We start from the raw sequence: 16,509 nt of genomic DNA, 5'->3' as shown, positions 1-16,509 counted from the left end.
TTTGCTTGATTTGTAAAACAAAACTACAGTCCGCAGCCATAAGCAGTTAAGTCCATTTTCGCTATTACGATAAGACCACTTTTAGATTACTACGCAGACTGCTGAAAACAACTCCATAATTTTTCAATACCCGTTTTTAGCTTATAGTGGGAGTAGGCCGTGAAGCCCAGTAAAATAGCTGGTGGCAGCTGATGGGTAGTGGTGAACCAATCCAAAAAAACGGCAGATAACTGCGCTGTTTGGATCGCCTGCTTTAAGGCGTTTATATCAACGCCTGGTTTTATCCAGCATACCAGGTGCATGCCTGCGGGTACTTCATGCACCGCCAGGTACTCATTTAACCGGCTTTTGATGAGCGTAATCAGCATTTGCTGACGTTCGGCATATAACAGTCTCATTTTGCGTATGTGACGCAGGAAATGGCCACCTTCAATAAATTGGTACAACAGGTATTGCTCCATGGCCGGTGATTGCCGGTCCATGTTATCCTTTATGATTTTAAACCTGTTTACTAATGCAGGGGTTGGAAGCACCAGGTAAGCTAATCGCAGCCCGGGGAAAAGTACTTTACTAAATGTACCGGCATAAATAACGCGGCCATTCGTATCCTCACTTTGCAAACAGGGCAATGGCGTACCTTCATAACGGTATTCACTATCATAATCATCCTCCAGTATCCAGCTGTTATTGGCGGCTGCCCAGTCTAGCAATTGTTTTCTTTTGGCAGCCGAAAGTGTGTAGCCGGTTGGAAATTGATGAGAAGGAGTAACATAAGCCAGTTTTGCATCGGGATGATGTGTCAGCGCGTAATCTACATCCAGACCATCCGGCTGTACAGGAATGGGGTATTCTTTTATCCCCGCGTGCTTGAAGGCCCGGCGTGCACCATGGTAGCCCGGATCTTCCATCCAAATGGGATCGCCGGGTTGTAACAGGCCCTGTGCTACCAGGTTGAGGCTTTGCTGTGAACCGGTTACCACCATCACCTGGCTGGCATCGCAGGTGACACCCCGGGCCAGTCGCAGGTAAGCAGCGATGGCGGTACGAAGTTCCCATAAACCGAGCGTGTCTTCATAACCCAGGTGATATTGCTTCAAATCACGCAATACATTATTTCCAATCTTCTGCCAGGTATGATAAGGGAAGCGGTCAAATGCGGGCATACCCATTTGAAAAGGCTGCGCCGTAATACGATCGCCCGGTTTCTTTTCTGCAGTAGGCGGTACTACTTTCTTTGTGGCAGCCTGTTTTTTTTCGGCCGACGGGTGTACCTGTAGCAGTTGCTCTGGTTGTACGGTAGCCACGAAAGTACCGGCGCCCGTTTTGCCTTCCAGGTATCCTTCCAGGATGAGGTATTCGAAACACTGGCTCACAATCACCCTGGATACTCCAAGTTCTGCAGCAAGTTCCCTGCTGGAAGGAATGCGGTTCCCCGGCTGGAGTTGTCCGGCAGTAATTAATGCTTTGATCTGTTCATATAGCTGCATGTACAGCGGGACATTGGAATCCCTCGAAAGCCTTATGCCTGCTGGCATAATCACAGACGATGCTTTGGCCATGGTTGCCTTTATTTCCTCACAAGATACCCCGATTTTTTGCTTTACCGTTATGTTGTACATTCACCTTTAAATACCTGCTGATGGGAACACTTAAGCAACCCGTGATAACATTGGGTGCAGCCGACGGACAGACACTTTCTGTTGCCGGCGGCAATTACCGCATACTGATATCAGGCAAACAAACCCAGGGAGAATTTGCCACCATCGAAATGACGGTGCCCCCCGGTGGTGGTCCCGGCCCACATGCACACCCGGATTTCCAGGAATCCTTTTACGTAATAGAAGGCGAAGTAGAAGTGCACTCAGAAGAAGGTACTTATCATGCTACGAAAGGGGCTTACATCGTGATTCCCAAAGGAGGCATGGTGCATGGCTTCAAAAATAAATCCGGTCAACTGGCCAAATTACTTTGTGTGGTAGTGCCTTCCGGCCTGGAAGAAATGTTCCTCGAATTAGGAGTACCTGTGGAAGCAGGTACGTTTTTACCACCACCTGTGATGGATGAGGCGGCGAAGCAAAAACTACAGGCGCTGTTGGAGAAATACGGACAAAAATTATATCCACCCAATTACTTTGAAACGCTGGGGATTTAACGATCCCATTGTTCCTGTACTCCCTGTCGCAATATCCGGATGCTGTTTTCTGCCTCAGGCAGGGTGAAGTGCCCGAAACCCAGTCGCATAGCGGTAAGCGATTTATGTTGGTATAACAATGTTTTAGGAATAAACAGGTTGTTTTTAGCGCAGGCTTTACTCAGTTGCATCAGGTTAATGGGTTGCTTCCAGCGGGTCCATACGGCGAGGCCGCCGGCGGGTTTTTTGAAGTCGATGAATTCACTTAATTGTTCTTCCAGTACGGTCACTATATGATCGCGCCGCTCCTGGTATATTTTCAGCGATTTTTTCAGGTAGCGGTGTATTTCTCCCGCTTCAATCATCTCTCCCAACACCTGCTCCATTAGTACATCTCCCTGCCTGTCAATGATGCCCAAATGTTTCCGCATTTCGGTCATAAGGTTTTCCGGCGCAACAATGAATCCTGTTCTAAAGCCCGGTGCGAGCGACTTTCCAAAGGCGCCAATATATACCACCATACCATGACTATCTGCGCTGGCTAATGGAAGCACCGGACTGTTGTCGTAGTGAAAGTCATAATCGTAATCATCTTCCAAAATAATAAAACCAAATTCACTGGCTAAATGCAGCAGCTCAATCCGCCGGGAAGCGCTCAGGGTAACGGTTGTAGGGTAGTGGTGATGTGGGGTAATGTACAGCATTCTGATCTTATGCCGTTGGCAGATATCACGTACCGCCGCCACATCAATGCCTTCGTCATCAATTGGAACCGGCATAATGCTGGCGCCGGATTTCTGAAAAATCATGTTCACGGAAAAGTAGCTGAGAGAGCCTACCAGTACAATATCTCCGGGAGATAGCAGTATTTCAGAGGTGATGAACACACTCATTTCCGTGCTGCGGGTAATGAGGATATTGTCTTTGGAGATATGCAGTCCGCGTGATTGATTCAGGTAGTTCGATAAATGCTGTTTAAAAAATTCGCTGCCATCGTGATTGTAGTAGCCTAGTTTTTTATGGTTACTTTTTCTTTTCAAATTAGCACTGTACAGGCTGGACAAATGACTGATCTGCGTGAGCCGGATATCCGGTGTACCGTCGTTGAATACATACTCGCAGGACGAGTGTTCGAACGGGTTGTCGAGCAGGTTGGATTTTGAAAAAGAGAAGCCGGTTGTTTTGGGATAATGGGCCAGTTGGTTTTCGGTGGCGTTCCGGATTTTTTGTGGCCGGGGATCTATTTTACCGATGATGAAGGTGCCTTTATTGGGGCGTGTTTCCACCCAGCCCTGGGCATCCAGTTCTTCATATACGGCCACCATGGTATTCCTGTTTACATCCAGCAGTTCGCAGAAGTAGCGGGTACCGGGCAGCCGGGTGCCGGTAACGAGGAAGCCGCGCTGGATGGCATTGATCAGTTGATGGGCAATCTGTAAATAAATGGCCGTACCCGATTGGCGGTCTATCTGCACAAAACTTTTATATGGAACTTGTACCGGACTACTCATGTGGCTATTTGTAAGATGGTAAAATAGTCCGGAAAGGTATTTTATTTACGGCATAATTCATCTGCATAAATTATTTTATAATATATAAAGCTGGTAGTTTTTATGATATCGGGAGATGTGAACCGCTGTCAAAGCCCTTGTTGGGCAATTGTTGGCAGGAGGAAAATTAGCCGGACCAGCTGGAATGTGAAAACTGGCCTAGGTGGATCGTCCGGTAAGTGGCTACTTTTGGCCGGAAATAGTTGAATATGCAAGACTTACTGCAACAGATTGTTGGTCGCGATACACTACATGCGCGCTGGCTCAATACGCTTTCCTTTATGGAAAATGCCGGCGCCCGGAAAATATCTGCCTGCGAAGATCCGGTGCGGGTAGATTTTATTCAGCTCAAACATGCAGCAGAAGAGCATCGCCACGCTTACTACCTGAAAAAACAGATCGCTAAAATAGATACGGAAAACTGTAAAACGTATCAGCTCCATGAGTTGCTGGCGCCGCATCAAACCCGGCAATACCTGCATCAGCTGGATGTACAGGCCTGCCGCTACCTGAAAAATGCGTTTGGTTTGTCAGGACAAGCCTTGAAATATGCGGCTTACCTGTTTGTAACCTATGCCATAGAAGTACGTGCCGACCTGCTGTATCCCGTATACCAGGCTGCGCTGGACCAGGCGCAAAGCAAAGTGATGGTACGCTCTATCATCCTGGAAGAAGAAGGCCACCTGGAAGAAATGATCAACCAGCTGAATCAGTTTGACGCCAACTGGGAAGTACATGCCCGGCAGGTACAGGCGCTGGAAGAACAACTCTTCAACGAATGGCTCGCCGCCATTGGTCAGGACATGCACCAATACGCCTGATAACATCATCCACCATATTATCATCGACTCAATTACACATCATGACATCTGCAATCAGAAATAACTGGACCCTGGAAGAAATCCAGGCCATTTACGACCAGCCTTTGATGGAACTGGTTTACCAGGCAGCTACCGTTCACCGGCAATGGCATTCCGCCAAAGAAATACAGGTATGCACGTTGTTATCTATTAAAACCGGCGGATGCCCGGAAGATTGCTCCTACTGCGGACAAGCAGCCAGGTATCATACCGATATTAAAGTACAGGCCTTACTGCCCACAGAAACTGTACTCGCGCACGCACAAAAAGCTAAAGAAACCGGGTCTACCCGTTTCTGCATGGCTGCCGCCTGGCGCGAAGTAAGGGATAACAAAGACTTCGACCGCGTTATCGACATGGTAAAAGGCGTGAATGACCTCGGCCTGGAAGTATGCTGTACACTGGGTATGCTTACAGAAGAACAAGCCGTACGTTTGCAGGAAGCAGGCCTGTATGCTTACAATCACAACCTCGATACGTCAGAAGACTATTACAAAGAAATTATATCCACCCGGAAATTTGATAACCGTATCAATACCATCAACAACGTGCGTAAAGCAGGTATCACGGTATGTTCAGGAGGTATCATCGGATTAGGGGAAACACACCGCGACCGGATGTCGATGTTGCTTACCCTGGCTACCATGCCCAAGCACCCCGAATCTGTGCCTATCAACGCACTGGCGAGAGTAAAAGGTACGCCGCTGGAAGATAATCCTAAAGTTGATGCCTGGGATATGGTACGTATGATCGCTACTGCGAGAATCGTAATGCCTGCGTCTACCGTACGCCTCACAGCCGGCCGCATTGAAATGACAGAATCAGAGCAAGCCTGGTGCTTTATGGCCGGCGCTAATTCCATCTTCACCGGTGAGCGCCAAACGCTGCTGGTAACGCCTAATCCGGGAGTAACAGAAGATATGAAGATGCTGCAGAACCTTGGACTGGAACCGAAGCTGAATAAGAAAGAAGTAGCTGCATGTTAATTAAATAGCTTTTAGCAGTTAGCTTTTAGCTTTTAGTAAATGCAGCGAAGATTAACATAACATGTTCTTCGCTGCATTTACTAAAAGCTAAAAGCTAACTGCTAAAAGCTGCTTCGCCATCCTGCCCAGTTGTTTTAATTTTGATTTCACCTCTTCTGACCAGGGCATCCCAAAATTAAGCCGCATACAATTTTTATATTGATCCTGTAAAGTAAACATCCGCCCGGGTGCAATGCTGATGCGGTGCTTAATGGCGAGGTCGTATAACGCCGTTGTATGAATGCGTTTATCAAATTCCACCCAGATGGCCAGTCCGCCCTGCGGCCTGCTGGTTTTGGTTCCTTCCGGAAAATGCTCCGCAATTGTTTGTACGTAATGGTGATAGTTATCCTGCAAAGTGCGGCGCAGTCGCCGTAAGTGCTGTTCATACCTGCCGGTTTTGAGAAAATTACCTACTGCTTCCTGCATCAGTGTAGTAGCGGTGATAGTATGTACCAGTTTTAACTGCAACAATTTTTCTTTGTATTTGCCCGGTGCTACCCAGCCTACCCGGTAGCCCGGTGCCAGGGTTTTGGATACAGAACTGCACCATAGCACATTCCCTGTTTTATCATACGCTTTACAACAGGTGGGGCGTTGCGTATCAAAATACAAATCTCCGTAGATATCGTCTTCAATGAGCGGAATACCATGTTGTTCCAGTAGCGCCACCACTGCCTGTTTCTGTTCATCGGGCATGCAGCTGCCCAATGGCGTGTTGAAGTTGGGTACCAGCATGCAAATATCCATACTGGGAATAGCCGCTTTTAACGCAGATAATTGAACGCCGGTGGTGGGATGCGTGGGTAGTTCCAGTACTTTGAGTCCCAGGCTCCGGATCAGTTGTAAGGTGCCGGGAAATCCGGGGCTTTCCACTGCCACGGTATCGCCGGGCTTACCTAATGCCATCAAACAAAAAGACAACGCACTCATGCCACCGGCAGTGGTGATCAGGTCGTCTTCGTGCAGGCGCCCTCCCCAGGCCAGTGCACGGGTAGCAATGGCGCTGCGTAATTTGGGATTGCCCTGTAGCGGTTCATACACGGTTCCTCCATCGAGGGCCAGTGTGGCCTGCATGATTTCCTTTTTCAGCCGGGCCAGTGGTAGCAGTGCGGCCGCTGGTGCTCCCTGGGAAAAAAGGGTTAGCTGATCGTTACCCATATTCGCGTAAATGGTGCTCACCAGTTCATCCGGTTCATTGGCGCTGGCTAATGCCGATGGGCGGCTCATTGCGGGCAGTGGCAATTTTAAATAGGGTAGCTGGCTCACAAAATAGCCCGACTGTGGCTTCGCGTAAATGAGCGACTGTGCCTCCAGTTCCAGGAATACACGCTTCGCGGTGTTCATACTGATGCGATGTTTTTCACACAGTTCCCTCACCGATGCCAGGCGGTCGCCGGGCTTCAATACGCCTCTTTTGATCTGGCCGGCAATGCCGTTGGCAATTTCATTGTAGATAAAATCCCTGCTCATATCACAAATATAACTGTGTCCATTGTAATTACTAAAACTGGGACTGTGTTTATTGCCGTTTTTTCTGTCATTTTGTATAAATTAAAGCAAGCGCAATATTATGGAGCATAGTCAGCTATTGGTTAAAAAGCCAGCTATTACCAGCAACAGCGGATGGATAAACGGGTTTATCGGCGTAGTGATATTCAGTGGCTCGTTACCTGCTACCAGGGCGGCAGTACAGGATTTTGATCCCGTGTTTGTAACCGTTACACGGGCTACTATAGCCGGGTTAATTGCAATGGTGATGTTGTGGATGGGGAAAGAGAAGCGTCCCGCAAAATCGCAGTTATTTCCTTTGGCCATTGTGGCATTTGGTGTGGTGGTGGGTTTTCCACTGTTAACTGCGTTGGCATTGAAGTATGTGACTTCCGCTCACTCCATCGTATTCGTAGGTCTGTTGCCGTTAGCCACTGCGATATTTGGCGTTTGGCGGGGCGGGGAGCGTCCCAGGCCTGCATTCTGGGTGTTTTCTGTTGCAGGAAGTTTACTGGTGGTGGGGTATGCGGTATCTCAGGGCATTTCTGCTTCACCAGTGGGAGATGTATTGATGTTACTGGCAATTATTGTATGTGGATTGGGATATGCGGAAGGAGCTAAATTGTCAAAAACGCTGGGAGGATCGCAGGTGATTTGTTGGGCATTGGTATTATCATTACCGGTTATGTTACCGGCTACCTTGTTGCTGCTACCGGCTACATTTAGCGGCATCAGTGCTGGCGCGTGGTTCGGACTGGGATATGTGTCGCTTTTCAGTATGCTGATTGGTTTTATATTCTGGTACCGCGGCCTGGTGCAGGGCGGCATTGCAGCAGTAGGGCAACTACAGTTACTGCAACCATTTTTTGGATTGGCGCTGGCAGCTACCTTGCTGCATGAGCAGGTAAGTATTAGTATGCTGGGTATCACGGTAGGCGTGATTTTATGCGTAGCTGGCTCCAGGAAGTTTGGGAAATAGCGGTATTATTTTAGGGAGATGGATACCTTGGCTGGTGGCTTATCTGCAAATTATTCAATGATGCCTTCGGCAATTAAGGACTGCACAAATTTTTCGCAATCTGCTTTACGTTTGCCATAAATGTGTATAGATGCAATTGGTCTGTCGAACCATGTTCCCTGATAGATCACCATATCATTCGCCACATACCACTGATTATAATGGTCATTTACAGCCGTATATTCAGCGGGGCTACTGACCCGTTGTTTTAATGCGGTAATATTTTTTAATTGATAGTAGGGAGGATGCTCATATAGTTTACTTTGGTGCAGGAGATGTTGCTGCGCGTACGTCTCGATAAATTTCTGAAAAGAAGAAAAGAGGGGATTGATGGATTCATCCTGGTTATTATAAGTACATATCTCTCCTGTTTCGCTTAACACAAACCAGAAGGGTGCGGTTTCGTGATCCCCACAGAAAAAATAAGATCGTTCGTTTATGGTGATCCGATCTACTTCCTTGTTAGATTTTATGTCGCTTTGAGAAAATAATCGTGCATGAAAAGTGGAACCGGAATTGCCAGGAAGTGTTAGTTCCAGCCCGGAGTACTTCCGTTGAAAATCAATCACCTGCTCAAACGGAACAATGTTTTGTTGTTTGAGATAATCAATAATTTCCTGGCGATCCTTCACAATATAATGTGGGTCCCGCTTTAACTTATCCAGGTATTTTGTGGCGATAGTTGATAAAATCATAATGATAAGAAAGCCTTTATTTTTCTAGTGGTGTAGAAGCAGGTAGCGTATGTCGGTGTTTGTTACCCCATTCGCTGAGTTGTTTGAAAATAGGTCCGAAGGCCATCGCCATTTCCGTAAGTTCATATTCTACCCTTGGAGGTACTTCGGCATAAACAGTACGTTTCACGAGGCCATCCTGTTCCAGCGCCCGCAGTTGCAGCGTGAGCATGCGTTCCGTAATCAGTGGAAATTCTTTCTTCAGTTCATTAAACCGGTATTTCTTCGTCTCTAATTTGCTGATGATCAATATTTTCCACCTGCCGCCGATCTTATTTACAGCATAGGTAAGATCACATTCCACCATGAATGCTTCATTACGCGTATAAGTCGAGTTTTTCTTCCTGGTAGCCATTAGTTACAAATTTGTAAGTACCATACAATTGGTGGTACAGCCTATAAAATTAGTGGCTACCCATTACTTTTACAAAGAAATTTTTAACAGCTCTTTTTTGTGCGCAAAGCATTTATTCAATTAACGTTCACTCATCAAGATAAAAAGTATGGATTTGTATTTAAAAGGAAAAACAGCAGTAATTACCGGCGGTAGCCAGGGTATTGGTCGTGCGATAGCAAAGGAATTGGCATTGGAAGGCGTGAAGGTATTCGTTACTGGTAGAAACGAAGATTTACTACAGGGGCTCAGGGAAGAGATCGTAGCTGCCGCTGGCGTAGCGCCTGTTACCTTTGCGCAGGATTTTGTAGCACCTGATGCCGCCGAAAAAATTGCAGCGGCGGCTTTTGCCGGGCTGGGATCGGTAGATATCCTGGTGAATAATGCCGGTCGCAGTAACCCCTTAGATATTATTGGATCAGACGAAGGATGGGCATCTTCCATGATACTGGACTTTGAACGTCACCGGCAACTGACCCAGCAATTTTTGCCACATTTTATAGCGCGGAAACAAGGGGTTATTTTAAACACCATCAGCACCTTTGAATTGCGGGTCATGAATGGATCTGCGGTGTACAAGGCGGCGCTGGTGTCCTGGTCCAAGCAACTTGCAGGGGAAGTAGGTAAATACGGTATCCGGATTAACAATTTGCAACCGGGATTGATTGATACAGAAAATATCCGTCGTTTCTTTAACGAAGAAGAACGGCGACAGTTCGCTGCGCAGCAAATTCCGCTGGGAGATTTCGGCGAAGCGCAGGATATGGCGAATATGGCTACTTTCCTGGTTTCCTCCCGCGCTAAATACGTGACCGGCACCACCGTAGCGGTGGATGGTGGGATGAAGCACAGTGCATTTTAGAAGAATTACGAATTACGGATTTGTGAGTAGCTGGTAAACGCGAATAACATTCGCTTAAATCTCCTCACAAATCCATAATTCGTAATTCTTTCACATCTCGTCCTTTTAAAGTAACTTGTAAGTATTGTTTTGGACCTGTTAATTGACGATCATGATACAATTCCTGGAAATTATTTTTTATGCGGTTAGTTTTTACCGCCAGATTGGCCGTATACTTAAGAAGCATGCAAAAGCGTGACATGCGGATATTATTTCTTTAAAAACAGTGATACGGGTGCCGGTTTAGTAGCACAGGGCATCTTTTGCGTCGTTCAGTGAACCAACCCGCTGCGCTTATAGTCAACATCGTGTTGAAAAAAGTCAAAGTAGCCACTATAATATCCTCAACTACCTGCTACCTTAGCCATTCCACTATATGAAAAATTCATGATGAAAACAGCCTTATACATCCTACTGCTGGTGGGTCTTTTTTCCTGCCACAACAATCCCCGCCCGGTAAGCCGTTATGCCTCCGTTACGGGTTTGCGCCCCGAAAAAATGGAAGAGTATAAACAGCTTCATGCCGCCGTATGGCCGGAGGTATTGAAAATGATCAGCGCCTGTCATATCAGTAACTATTCCATCTACCTAAAAAAAATAGAAGAGAACTGGTACCTGTTCAGCTATTTTGAATACACTGGTAGCGATTTCAATGCAGATATGCAGCGCATGAAAAATGATACCACTACCCAACGCTGGTGGAAGGTTACGGCACCTTGCCAGGTACCTTTACCGGATGCTGCTGCCAAAGGAGAAACCTGGTCAGGAATGGAAGAAGTATTTCATTACCAGTAATCAGGACTGGCCCCAGGCAAATTCGCAATGGTCGAAATTCCTGTTCTCCAGGTCTGTTTTAGCGATTAAAACACTGAAAACGCCTTCATCATTGAAGCCGTTTTCGCCTACCTGTAACAGCAATATTTTATCGGAGAAAGTAATGGCGGCAATTTCTTCTTCACTGGCCTGACAGTGTGTGAAGATGCCGAATATCTTGGATTTATCAGTGCCTGCAAAGTAATCCCATATTTTCCCTTTTTCGTTGGCTTCGTCTTTTTCATCCTCATCTTCGGGGTCACGGAAACGTTCTTCCATGGTTTCGGTATCTGCATAGATGTCAGCCAACAGTACGCCCATGAAAAAATTATCTTCATGTTCTCGGATAACTCTCACCAACTGATCGTTGGGTACATCAGCATAAATTACTTTCCCGGTATCGGTAATGATATCAGAAAAGACCAATAACTGCCCGGTTTTCGGAAGCAAGCCTGTTTTATCGAAGGGGGCAAAGGTGGAAAGGTCCAGCTGTGCTGCAAAACGCAGGTTGTCCGGGAGGGTAACGCCGGGAGGTAAATCAATCACCGGGCCGCCATACCTGGATTGCCCGGGAGCAATAGTTATTTCGGTATGTTTCACATGATTATCCTCCATCCAGTTTTGTTTTTTCATGGAAGCAGGATAATACTGCCTGGTATCTGCGGTAAAACTGATAATATCAAAATGCTTTCCTGTCATTGGATAGGTATTAATGAATGGTATCCCATCGGCCATTCCTTCATTTAAAAAAAGTTGCAGCCAGTTGTCAAATGGCAATTTATACTTTTTTTGTGCGCCTTCTATCATGCCAGCAGGGTCGTGAACCGGGTCCTGCAGGAAGTTTTCCTTTAGCCATTCCCGGTAGTGATGGGCGGATTCACTCGGCTTGTGAGACCCATTCCGGTAGAAGCAGGCACTGGTAGGATCGGCGTATATCTCCGTATCGTAGGTCAGCAGGCGCATCAGTTGTAAGATATTTTCAGCTACCACATGCAGGCCGCCTGCCCCGCCCCCCAGTACCACCACCGGCATTTCATTCATGGGCTTACCGTGGCCTTCATCCCATAAGGCATAAGTGGCGCCAGTACTATTCGCCCGGGCAAATGGCATCAGCTGGCGCAGAAAATGTGGATCTTCTGACCAGGTTGTCAATCCGGATTGATGATGGGTTTGCAAGTAAAATCCTTGTGCGTAGTGGGGCATTTCCTGTTGAAATGCATGCAGGTATACAAACTCTTTCGACGGATACCGGCCGCCGAAATTTTGCTGAAATTCTTTTAATTCCATTTGGGGCGCTTTAAATACATGAGGGAAGTTCCTATTCTTTAGGGTGTTTTCAATATTACTATTTTATTAACGTTTACACAAGGGGAATATCCCGGTTATTACTGCAGTGGGAGGTACAGGGGGCCAGTTACGACTGTGCAAAGACGAAAAATAACTCCATCTGCAGGATTGCCTGACCTACCAGGAACGTTTTCTATATTTCATATTACATGGCTATCTTACAGTCGCTAATCATTATCGGTTAGGGTTTTTGCTTAATAAGATGCCGCCGCATCGATATACCTAACAGGCGATTGATTGTAGTGCAATAGAGGTATAAAAATATAAAGGAAAAGCGGGTGTTATACGTCTTCCTGGCGCGTAACACCCGCTTTGACGTGAAGCATATTGGCCAGAGGGGAAGTCACCGGTTTATTTGAATAATCCATTTATTTACCCTAAATATGTAGGATATAATTGGAACCTGATAAGTATAGGCAATAAGCTGACGACTATGAAATACCTGATCTTTTTTTTCTCATTCTTGCTGGCCTTTCTACCTGTTACAAAAGCGCAACAAACCAACACCGTTTTCCTCTCAAAAGAAGATAAAACGAAGAATCGGTTCATGGTGGTAAGTCCGCCGGTTTCCGTTGCTATCACCGGGTTTATGTACCTCATCCCCGGCGCGTTTGAAGAACCGGAAGAAGTACTGATACAAACGAAGTTGCCGGAACTGGCCGCGCAAAAAGGGCTGATGGTGTTCATCCCGGTATTTGAAACCGGTACCGCTGCATTTGCCGTGGATGACTCTACGCAGCAATCGTTTCGGCAAATGCTGGATTATACAGTAAAGGAATATCACCTCAGCGGAAAGGATTTTTACCTCGGTGGATTTTCCATGGGAGGTACCTGCGCCGTGAAGTATGCAGAGCTGGCGGTAAAGAATAACTATCCAATAAAACCAGTTGCTGTTTTCGCGGTAGATCCTCCCCTTGATTTTGCCCGCTATTATATGGCAGCACAACGTAATCTCCGGCTGAAAAAAGGAATGCCTGTCAATCCTGAACAGGTGTATATGAGCGCGCGGCTGGAAAAGAAAATGAATGGTACACCTGTTACTGCGCGGGAAAACTATATTAAATATTCACCGTATTCTTATGATGATCCGGCGCAATCGGCTGTGAAACTGCTGGGTAATATGCCGCTTACCATTTACACGGAGCCGGCCATCGACTGGTGGATGCAGGCCAGGGGATTTGATTATTCCAACCTGAATTGTGTAGATGCAGCAGCCATGATTAATGAGCTGCATTTATTGGGTAATAATGCAGCGCGTTTGATCACTACTACAGATAAAGGATACCGGAACCCGGATCATCGCCGGCACCCGCACTCATGGAGTATTTTAGACCCGACGGAATTGTTAAACTGGTTCAATCATTTGAAGTAATTAAAAGTATGAAGGATAATATAAAGGCTTTGCTGTACGTGCTGGCGGTAATAATAGTGGTGCCAACCATTATTGCAGGCGCATTGGGAGCAGGGAAATGGCTGGAAGAAAGGACCGTAGAAAAGATCAGAGCCAGCCATACCAGTGCTGTAGGTACCGTTATTGAAATAAGACGTTCCAATAAAGGAATAAAAGTATTGGTGGAATATTATGTAGATGGGGTGAGATATGAACGGAGAGGTACGCCACCTGTAGAATATGGGAGAGAGCAGCTGGATAAGCACCTGGTAGTGATGTACGAAAAGGAAGATCCGGCCAGTAGCCGCATTGATTTTACGCAGCCGGTGATCACCCCCGAAGATCTTCAATAAAAAAATACCTCCACTAACCCGGAGGTATTTTTTTTATAGTACTTATTGTTGGCTAATCATTTTCAGTGCTTCTTTCAACGCTTCGTCGGAAGCCGTTACTTTATCCGGCTGCACGCCGTTGCCCTCCCAGCTTTGTTGGGTACCCGGTAGTGCGGGTGCAGATGCAGATATGGAGATAAATACCTCGTTATTTACCACAAAATATTCATTGTGATTAGCTGCACCTGCGGAAGGCTCGCCCACAATTTTGGCCCGGTGCTGTGCCTGCATCACATAGGCAAATGCTTCAGCGGCAGAAGCGGTTTTTCTGTTGACCAGTATGTACAAGGCGCCCGGATAAGCTACCCCCGGCGCAAGTTGAATACTGCTGTCTGTTTCCGTTTGACCAGTCCTGGAATGGAAGGTCAGCAGGGCGCGTCCACCGGGCACGAAATAGCTTTCCATTACCGGTTTTATTTCGCTGCCGCCGCCGCCATTATCACGCAGGTCAATGATGAGGGAACTGGTCCGCGATACAAAGGCCATAGCGGCTTGTAGTACAGGCACACTTTCATCCGAAATATTAATTTCCGCCAACCGGATATAGCCGGTATTGCCGTTGAATACCTGTACTTCCCGGAATCCGTAATTTTGTTCCCTGGATTTTTTGCTATGGAAGAAATCATCCACCCCGTTGGGTTGTTGCTGGGAGCGGATTTTACTTACTTTCTCCGGGTTATATCGCAGGTACAGGTGTCCGTCCTGGCTGAAACTGCGCAGGATGGCAGTACCTATGGAGTCAAAGGCTTTCCAGCTGCTTACATTCCGGAAACTTCCTGCCCGGTATTGCGCCTGCAGATGACGCGCAATGTTATCTCCTTTGTCTGCAAAAACATAATGCCGCCGTATCAGTGCTGCGGCGCTGTCCACCGCCCTGCCCACCTCTCTGGCTGGCAATACCTGCTGTGCGGTTGCTGCTAAGGAAATGCAGCAGCTCATCATACAAATGAATCTTCTGATAAACATACTTCCAATTTAGGAGGTAAAGTTCGCCCTGCGCCGGCCCATTAAATAGTATAAAATTAGCGTGTTATAATTGCTGGAATTGCCGGGGAAGAAAGCCGGTTACCTGTTTAAATGTGCGGATGAAATGACTCTGGTCAAAGAAGCCGCAGGTATAAGCAATGGCCGTGAGTGAATGATCTGTTGTTTGTATGAGCTGCATGGCGTGGTCGATTTTTATCTTCCGTATATATTCCCCCAGAGAACAATGAAAGTATACCGGGAAATACCGGGAAATAGTTACCGGGTGCACACCCAGTATAGTGGCCATTTCCGGTAAGGAGGGTGTTTCACTCCAACGGTCATGCAACAACGTTTTTAATTGTGCCAGCCAGGGCGGCATGGCTTGTTTTCGTACAGGCGGCACCGTGAAAACAGGCAGGAGCAGCGCGGGAAGGGTAGTGGGCAGCAGTTGATCTGCCAGCATACATTCCCGGTATATTTGCAGCATCGCATATTTCATCTGTGCCTGTTGGGCAGGAAACTTTTCCAGCGTACTGAATTGCAATCCATGTTGCGCCAGGAAAGTTTCCGGTATTTCGATATTGATATTTTTGGAGGGATATTGGGTATGGCTGTTTTTGTGCCGCTCGCCGCTATAATAGTAAAGCAGGTGGCCGGCGCTGACTTCCTGTTCTTTACGGGATCGTTGTTCCCGGTTGCCACCGGCCAGCAGGAGGGAAAGATGGTGGTGCTCATGACAATGCCAACCCTGGAACACAGGGGTCTGATAGCGGGTTTGACTCACTATAATACCATCCTGTTGAAATGTTTGGCTGGCAACACCTAGAAAATGTCCTTCCTTCAATCTGCGCATGTGTACCTTGTTTATATATTGATAGCGCCTTGCCCTGTAGCGATCAGGTATGCATCCTCTAATGCCTCAGAATAGGTAGGATGTGATCAGCCGTACAAAATTAAATAAAAATATACCAATTGGTATTGTTTGTGTTTATTTTTTGTTTCCGGAGATAGATAACGCGGCGGTAATGGGTTTATCCGCAGGTGATGTCACACCGCTTCAGCCTCGCCCAACTGTTTCCGGTATTGGATAAAATAATATGCCAGCGGCGTAAAAAAAGATACCAGCATCACCAGTAACAGTCCCACTTCTCCTCCCTCAAAGATATAGTAGCCAAGTATCCCGGCGATGATGGCAGGCAACAGGAAAAAGGACAACCCGGATAACAGGGGATGGGTTCTTACCATGGGTAGCCGGTTGAAGAAAATAGTCAGGGTGGACACGGCCAGGCAGCAACAGCAGAATATTGTCATGACATGCGCCAGTCCATAAAAGTCTGTTCTTTGATTCGGCACCACTACCACCTGTAGCCACAACAGGGAGATCACGCTACTGCAGATCAGCGTAGACAGAACAGTTTTCAGTACAATGCCTTTTAACATAGGAGTAAATAGATTAACCTAACAAATATAACGGGTTCAGGTGTCAGATTATTATTA

At 46.8% G+C, this 16,509-nt stretch carries 17 protein-coding genes; 8 read left to right on the top strand and 9 right to left on the bottom strand.

The window, feature by feature from the left end:
• Positions 1 to 89: 89 nt before the first annotated feature.
• Complete coding sequence (pdxR, locus tag AC5ZC7_RS18310) at positions 90 to 1,559, bottom strand: MocR-like pyridoxine biosynthesis transcription factor PdxR (RefSeq protein WP_496157457.1); 1,470 nt, start codon at positions 1,557 to 1,559, stop codon at positions 90 to 92.
• Between the two features lie 80 nt (positions 1,560 to 1,639).
• On the opposite strand from pdxR, the gene AC5ZC7_RS18305 reads away from it, so the two are divergent.
• Positions 1,640 to 2,152: a cupin domain-containing protein gene (locus AC5ZC7_RS18305; RefSeq protein WP_496157458.1), complete on the top strand. Its 513-nt coding sequence runs from the start codon at positions 1,640 to 1,642 to the stop codon at positions 2,150 to 2,152.
• Here AC5ZC7_RS18305 and AC5ZC7_RS18300 read toward each other — a convergent pair.
• A complete protein-coding gene (locus tag AC5ZC7_RS18300; protein WP_496157459.1) occupies positions 2,149 to 3,642 on the bottom strand; it encodes an aminotransferase class I/II-fold pyridoxal phosphate-dependent enzyme in 1,494 nt (497 codons plus the stop codon). The two genes, AC5ZC7_RS18305 and AC5ZC7_RS18300, sit on opposite strands and share 4 nt — an antisense overlap.
• A gap of 248 nt (positions 3,643 to 3,890) precedes the next feature.
• Between AC5ZC7_RS18300 and AC5ZC7_RS18295 the strand changes: the two genes are divergently transcribed.
• Complete coding sequence (locus AC5ZC7_RS18295; RefSeq protein ID WP_496157460.1) at positions 3,891 to 4,502, top strand: hypothetical protein; 612 nt, start codon at positions 3,891 to 3,893, stop codon at positions 4,500 to 4,502.
• A gap of 41 nt (positions 4,503 to 4,543) precedes the next feature.
• Positions 4,544 to 5,527 (top strand): biotin synthase BioB, encoded by a 984-nt coding sequence (gene bioB, locus AC5ZC7_RS18290; protein WP_496157461.1) that lies wholly within the window; start codon positions 4,544 to 4,546, stop codon positions 5,525 to 5,527.
• An 87-nt stretch (positions 5,528 to 5,614) separates the two neighbouring features.
• On the opposite strand, the gene AC5ZC7_RS18285 is transcribed toward bioB, so the two are convergent.
• Positions 5,615 to 7,039 carry an aminotransferase class I/II-fold pyridoxal phosphate-dependent enzyme gene (locus AC5ZC7_RS18285; RefSeq protein ID WP_496157462.1) on the bottom strand — a complete coding sequence of 475 codons (1,425 nt, stop codon included), beginning with the start codon at positions 7,037 to 7,039 and terminating at the stop codon, positions 5,615 to 5,617.
• A 100-nt stretch (positions 7,040 to 7,139) separates the two neighbouring features.
• On the opposite strand from AC5ZC7_RS18285, the gene AC5ZC7_RS18280 reads away from it, so the two are divergent.
• Complete coding sequence (locus AC5ZC7_RS18280) at positions 7,140 to 8,036, top strand: EamA family transporter (RefSeq protein ID WP_496157463.1); 897 nt, start codon at positions 7,140 to 7,142, stop codon at positions 8,034 to 8,036.
• 50 nt (positions 8,037 to 8,086) lie between these two features.
• Here the strand turns inward: AC5ZC7_RS18280 and AC5ZC7_RS18275 are convergent, their stop codons facing one another.
• Together AC5ZC7_RS18275 and AC5ZC7_RS18270 are read right to left on the bottom strand one after the other, a co-directional pair.
• The gene (locus AC5ZC7_RS18275; RefSeq protein WP_496157464.1) at positions 8,087 to 8,770 is read right to left on the bottom strand and encodes a hypothetical protein; all 684 of its coding nucleotides are present in this window, start codon (positions 8,768 to 8,770) and stop codon (positions 8,087 to 8,089) included.
• 16 nt (positions 8,771 to 8,786) lie between these two features.
• Positions 8,787 to 9,164, bottom strand: a complete 378-nt coding sequence (locus AC5ZC7_RS18270; RefSeq protein ID WP_496157465.1) for a winged helix-turn-helix transcriptional regulator — start codon at positions 9,162 to 9,164, stop codon at positions 8,787 to 8,789.
• 148 nt (positions 9,165 to 9,312) lie between these two features.
• Here AC5ZC7_RS18270 and AC5ZC7_RS18265 point away from each other — a divergent pair, with 148 nt between their 5' ends.
• Together AC5ZC7_RS18265 and AC5ZC7_RS18260 are read left to right on the top strand one after the other, a co-directional pair.
• Positions 9,313 to 10,065: an SDR family oxidoreductase gene (locus AC5ZC7_RS18265; RefSeq protein ID WP_496157466.1), complete on the top strand. Its 753-nt coding sequence runs from the start codon at positions 9,313 to 9,315 to the stop codon at positions 10,063 to 10,065.
• A gap of 426 nt (positions 10,066 to 10,491) precedes the next feature.
• Positions 10,492 to 10,899: an L-rhamnose mutarotase gene (locus AC5ZC7_RS18260; RefSeq protein ID WP_496157467.1), complete on the top strand. Its 408-nt coding sequence runs from the start codon at positions 10,492 to 10,494 to the stop codon at positions 10,897 to 10,899.
• Here AC5ZC7_RS18260 and AC5ZC7_RS18255 read toward each other — a convergent pair whose 3' ends face one another.
• Positions 10,900 to 12,204, bottom strand: a complete 1,305-nt coding sequence (locus AC5ZC7_RS18255) for a DUF1963 domain-containing protein (protein ID WP_496157468.1) — start codon at positions 12,202 to 12,204, stop codon at positions 10,900 to 10,902.
• 493 nt (positions 12,205 to 12,697) lie between these two features.
• On the opposite strand from AC5ZC7_RS18255, the gene AC5ZC7_RS18250 reads away from it, so the two are divergent.
• Positions 12,698 to 13,636, top strand: coding sequence for a hypothetical protein (locus AC5ZC7_RS18250; protein ID WP_496157469.1), 939 nt, complete (start codon positions 12,698 to 12,700; stop codon positions 13,634 to 13,636).
• An 8-nt stretch (positions 13,637 to 13,644) separates the two neighbouring features.
• Positions 13,645 to 14,007, top strand: a complete 363-nt coding sequence (locus AC5ZC7_RS18245) for a hypothetical protein (RefSeq protein WP_496157470.1) — start codon at positions 13,645 to 13,647, stop codon at positions 14,005 to 14,007.
• A 42-nt stretch (positions 14,008 to 14,049) separates the two neighbouring features.
• On the opposite strand, the gene AC5ZC7_RS18240 is transcribed toward AC5ZC7_RS18245, so the two are convergent.
• The 3 genes from AC5ZC7_RS18240 to AC5ZC7_RS18230 all read right to left on the bottom strand — a co-directional run bounded on the left by AC5ZC7_RS18240 (position 14,050) and on the right by AC5ZC7_RS18230 (position 16,452).
• A complete protein-coding gene (locus AC5ZC7_RS18240; RefSeq protein ID WP_496157471.1) occupies positions 14,050 to 15,012 on the bottom strand; it encodes a S41 family peptidase in 963 nt (320 codons plus the stop codon).
• A gap of 64 nt (positions 15,013 to 15,076) precedes the next feature.
• Entirely contained in the window at positions 15,077 to 15,865 is a 789-nt protein-coding gene (locus tag AC5ZC7_RS18235; RefSeq protein WP_496157472.1) for a helix-turn-helix domain-containing protein, read from the bottom strand.
• 194 nt (positions 15,866 to 16,059) lie between these two features.
• Complete coding sequence (locus tag AC5ZC7_RS18230) at positions 16,060 to 16,452, bottom strand: hypothetical protein (protein ID WP_496157473.1); 393 nt, start codon at positions 16,450 to 16,452, stop codon at positions 16,060 to 16,062.
• Positions 16,453 to 16,509 lie beyond the last annotated feature (57 nt).

Source organism: Chitinophaga sp. 9-1-y, from assembly GCF_059511905.2.
Note: the sequence above shows the minus strand (reverse complement) of the source record. Positions and strands in the feature narration are given on the sequence as shown.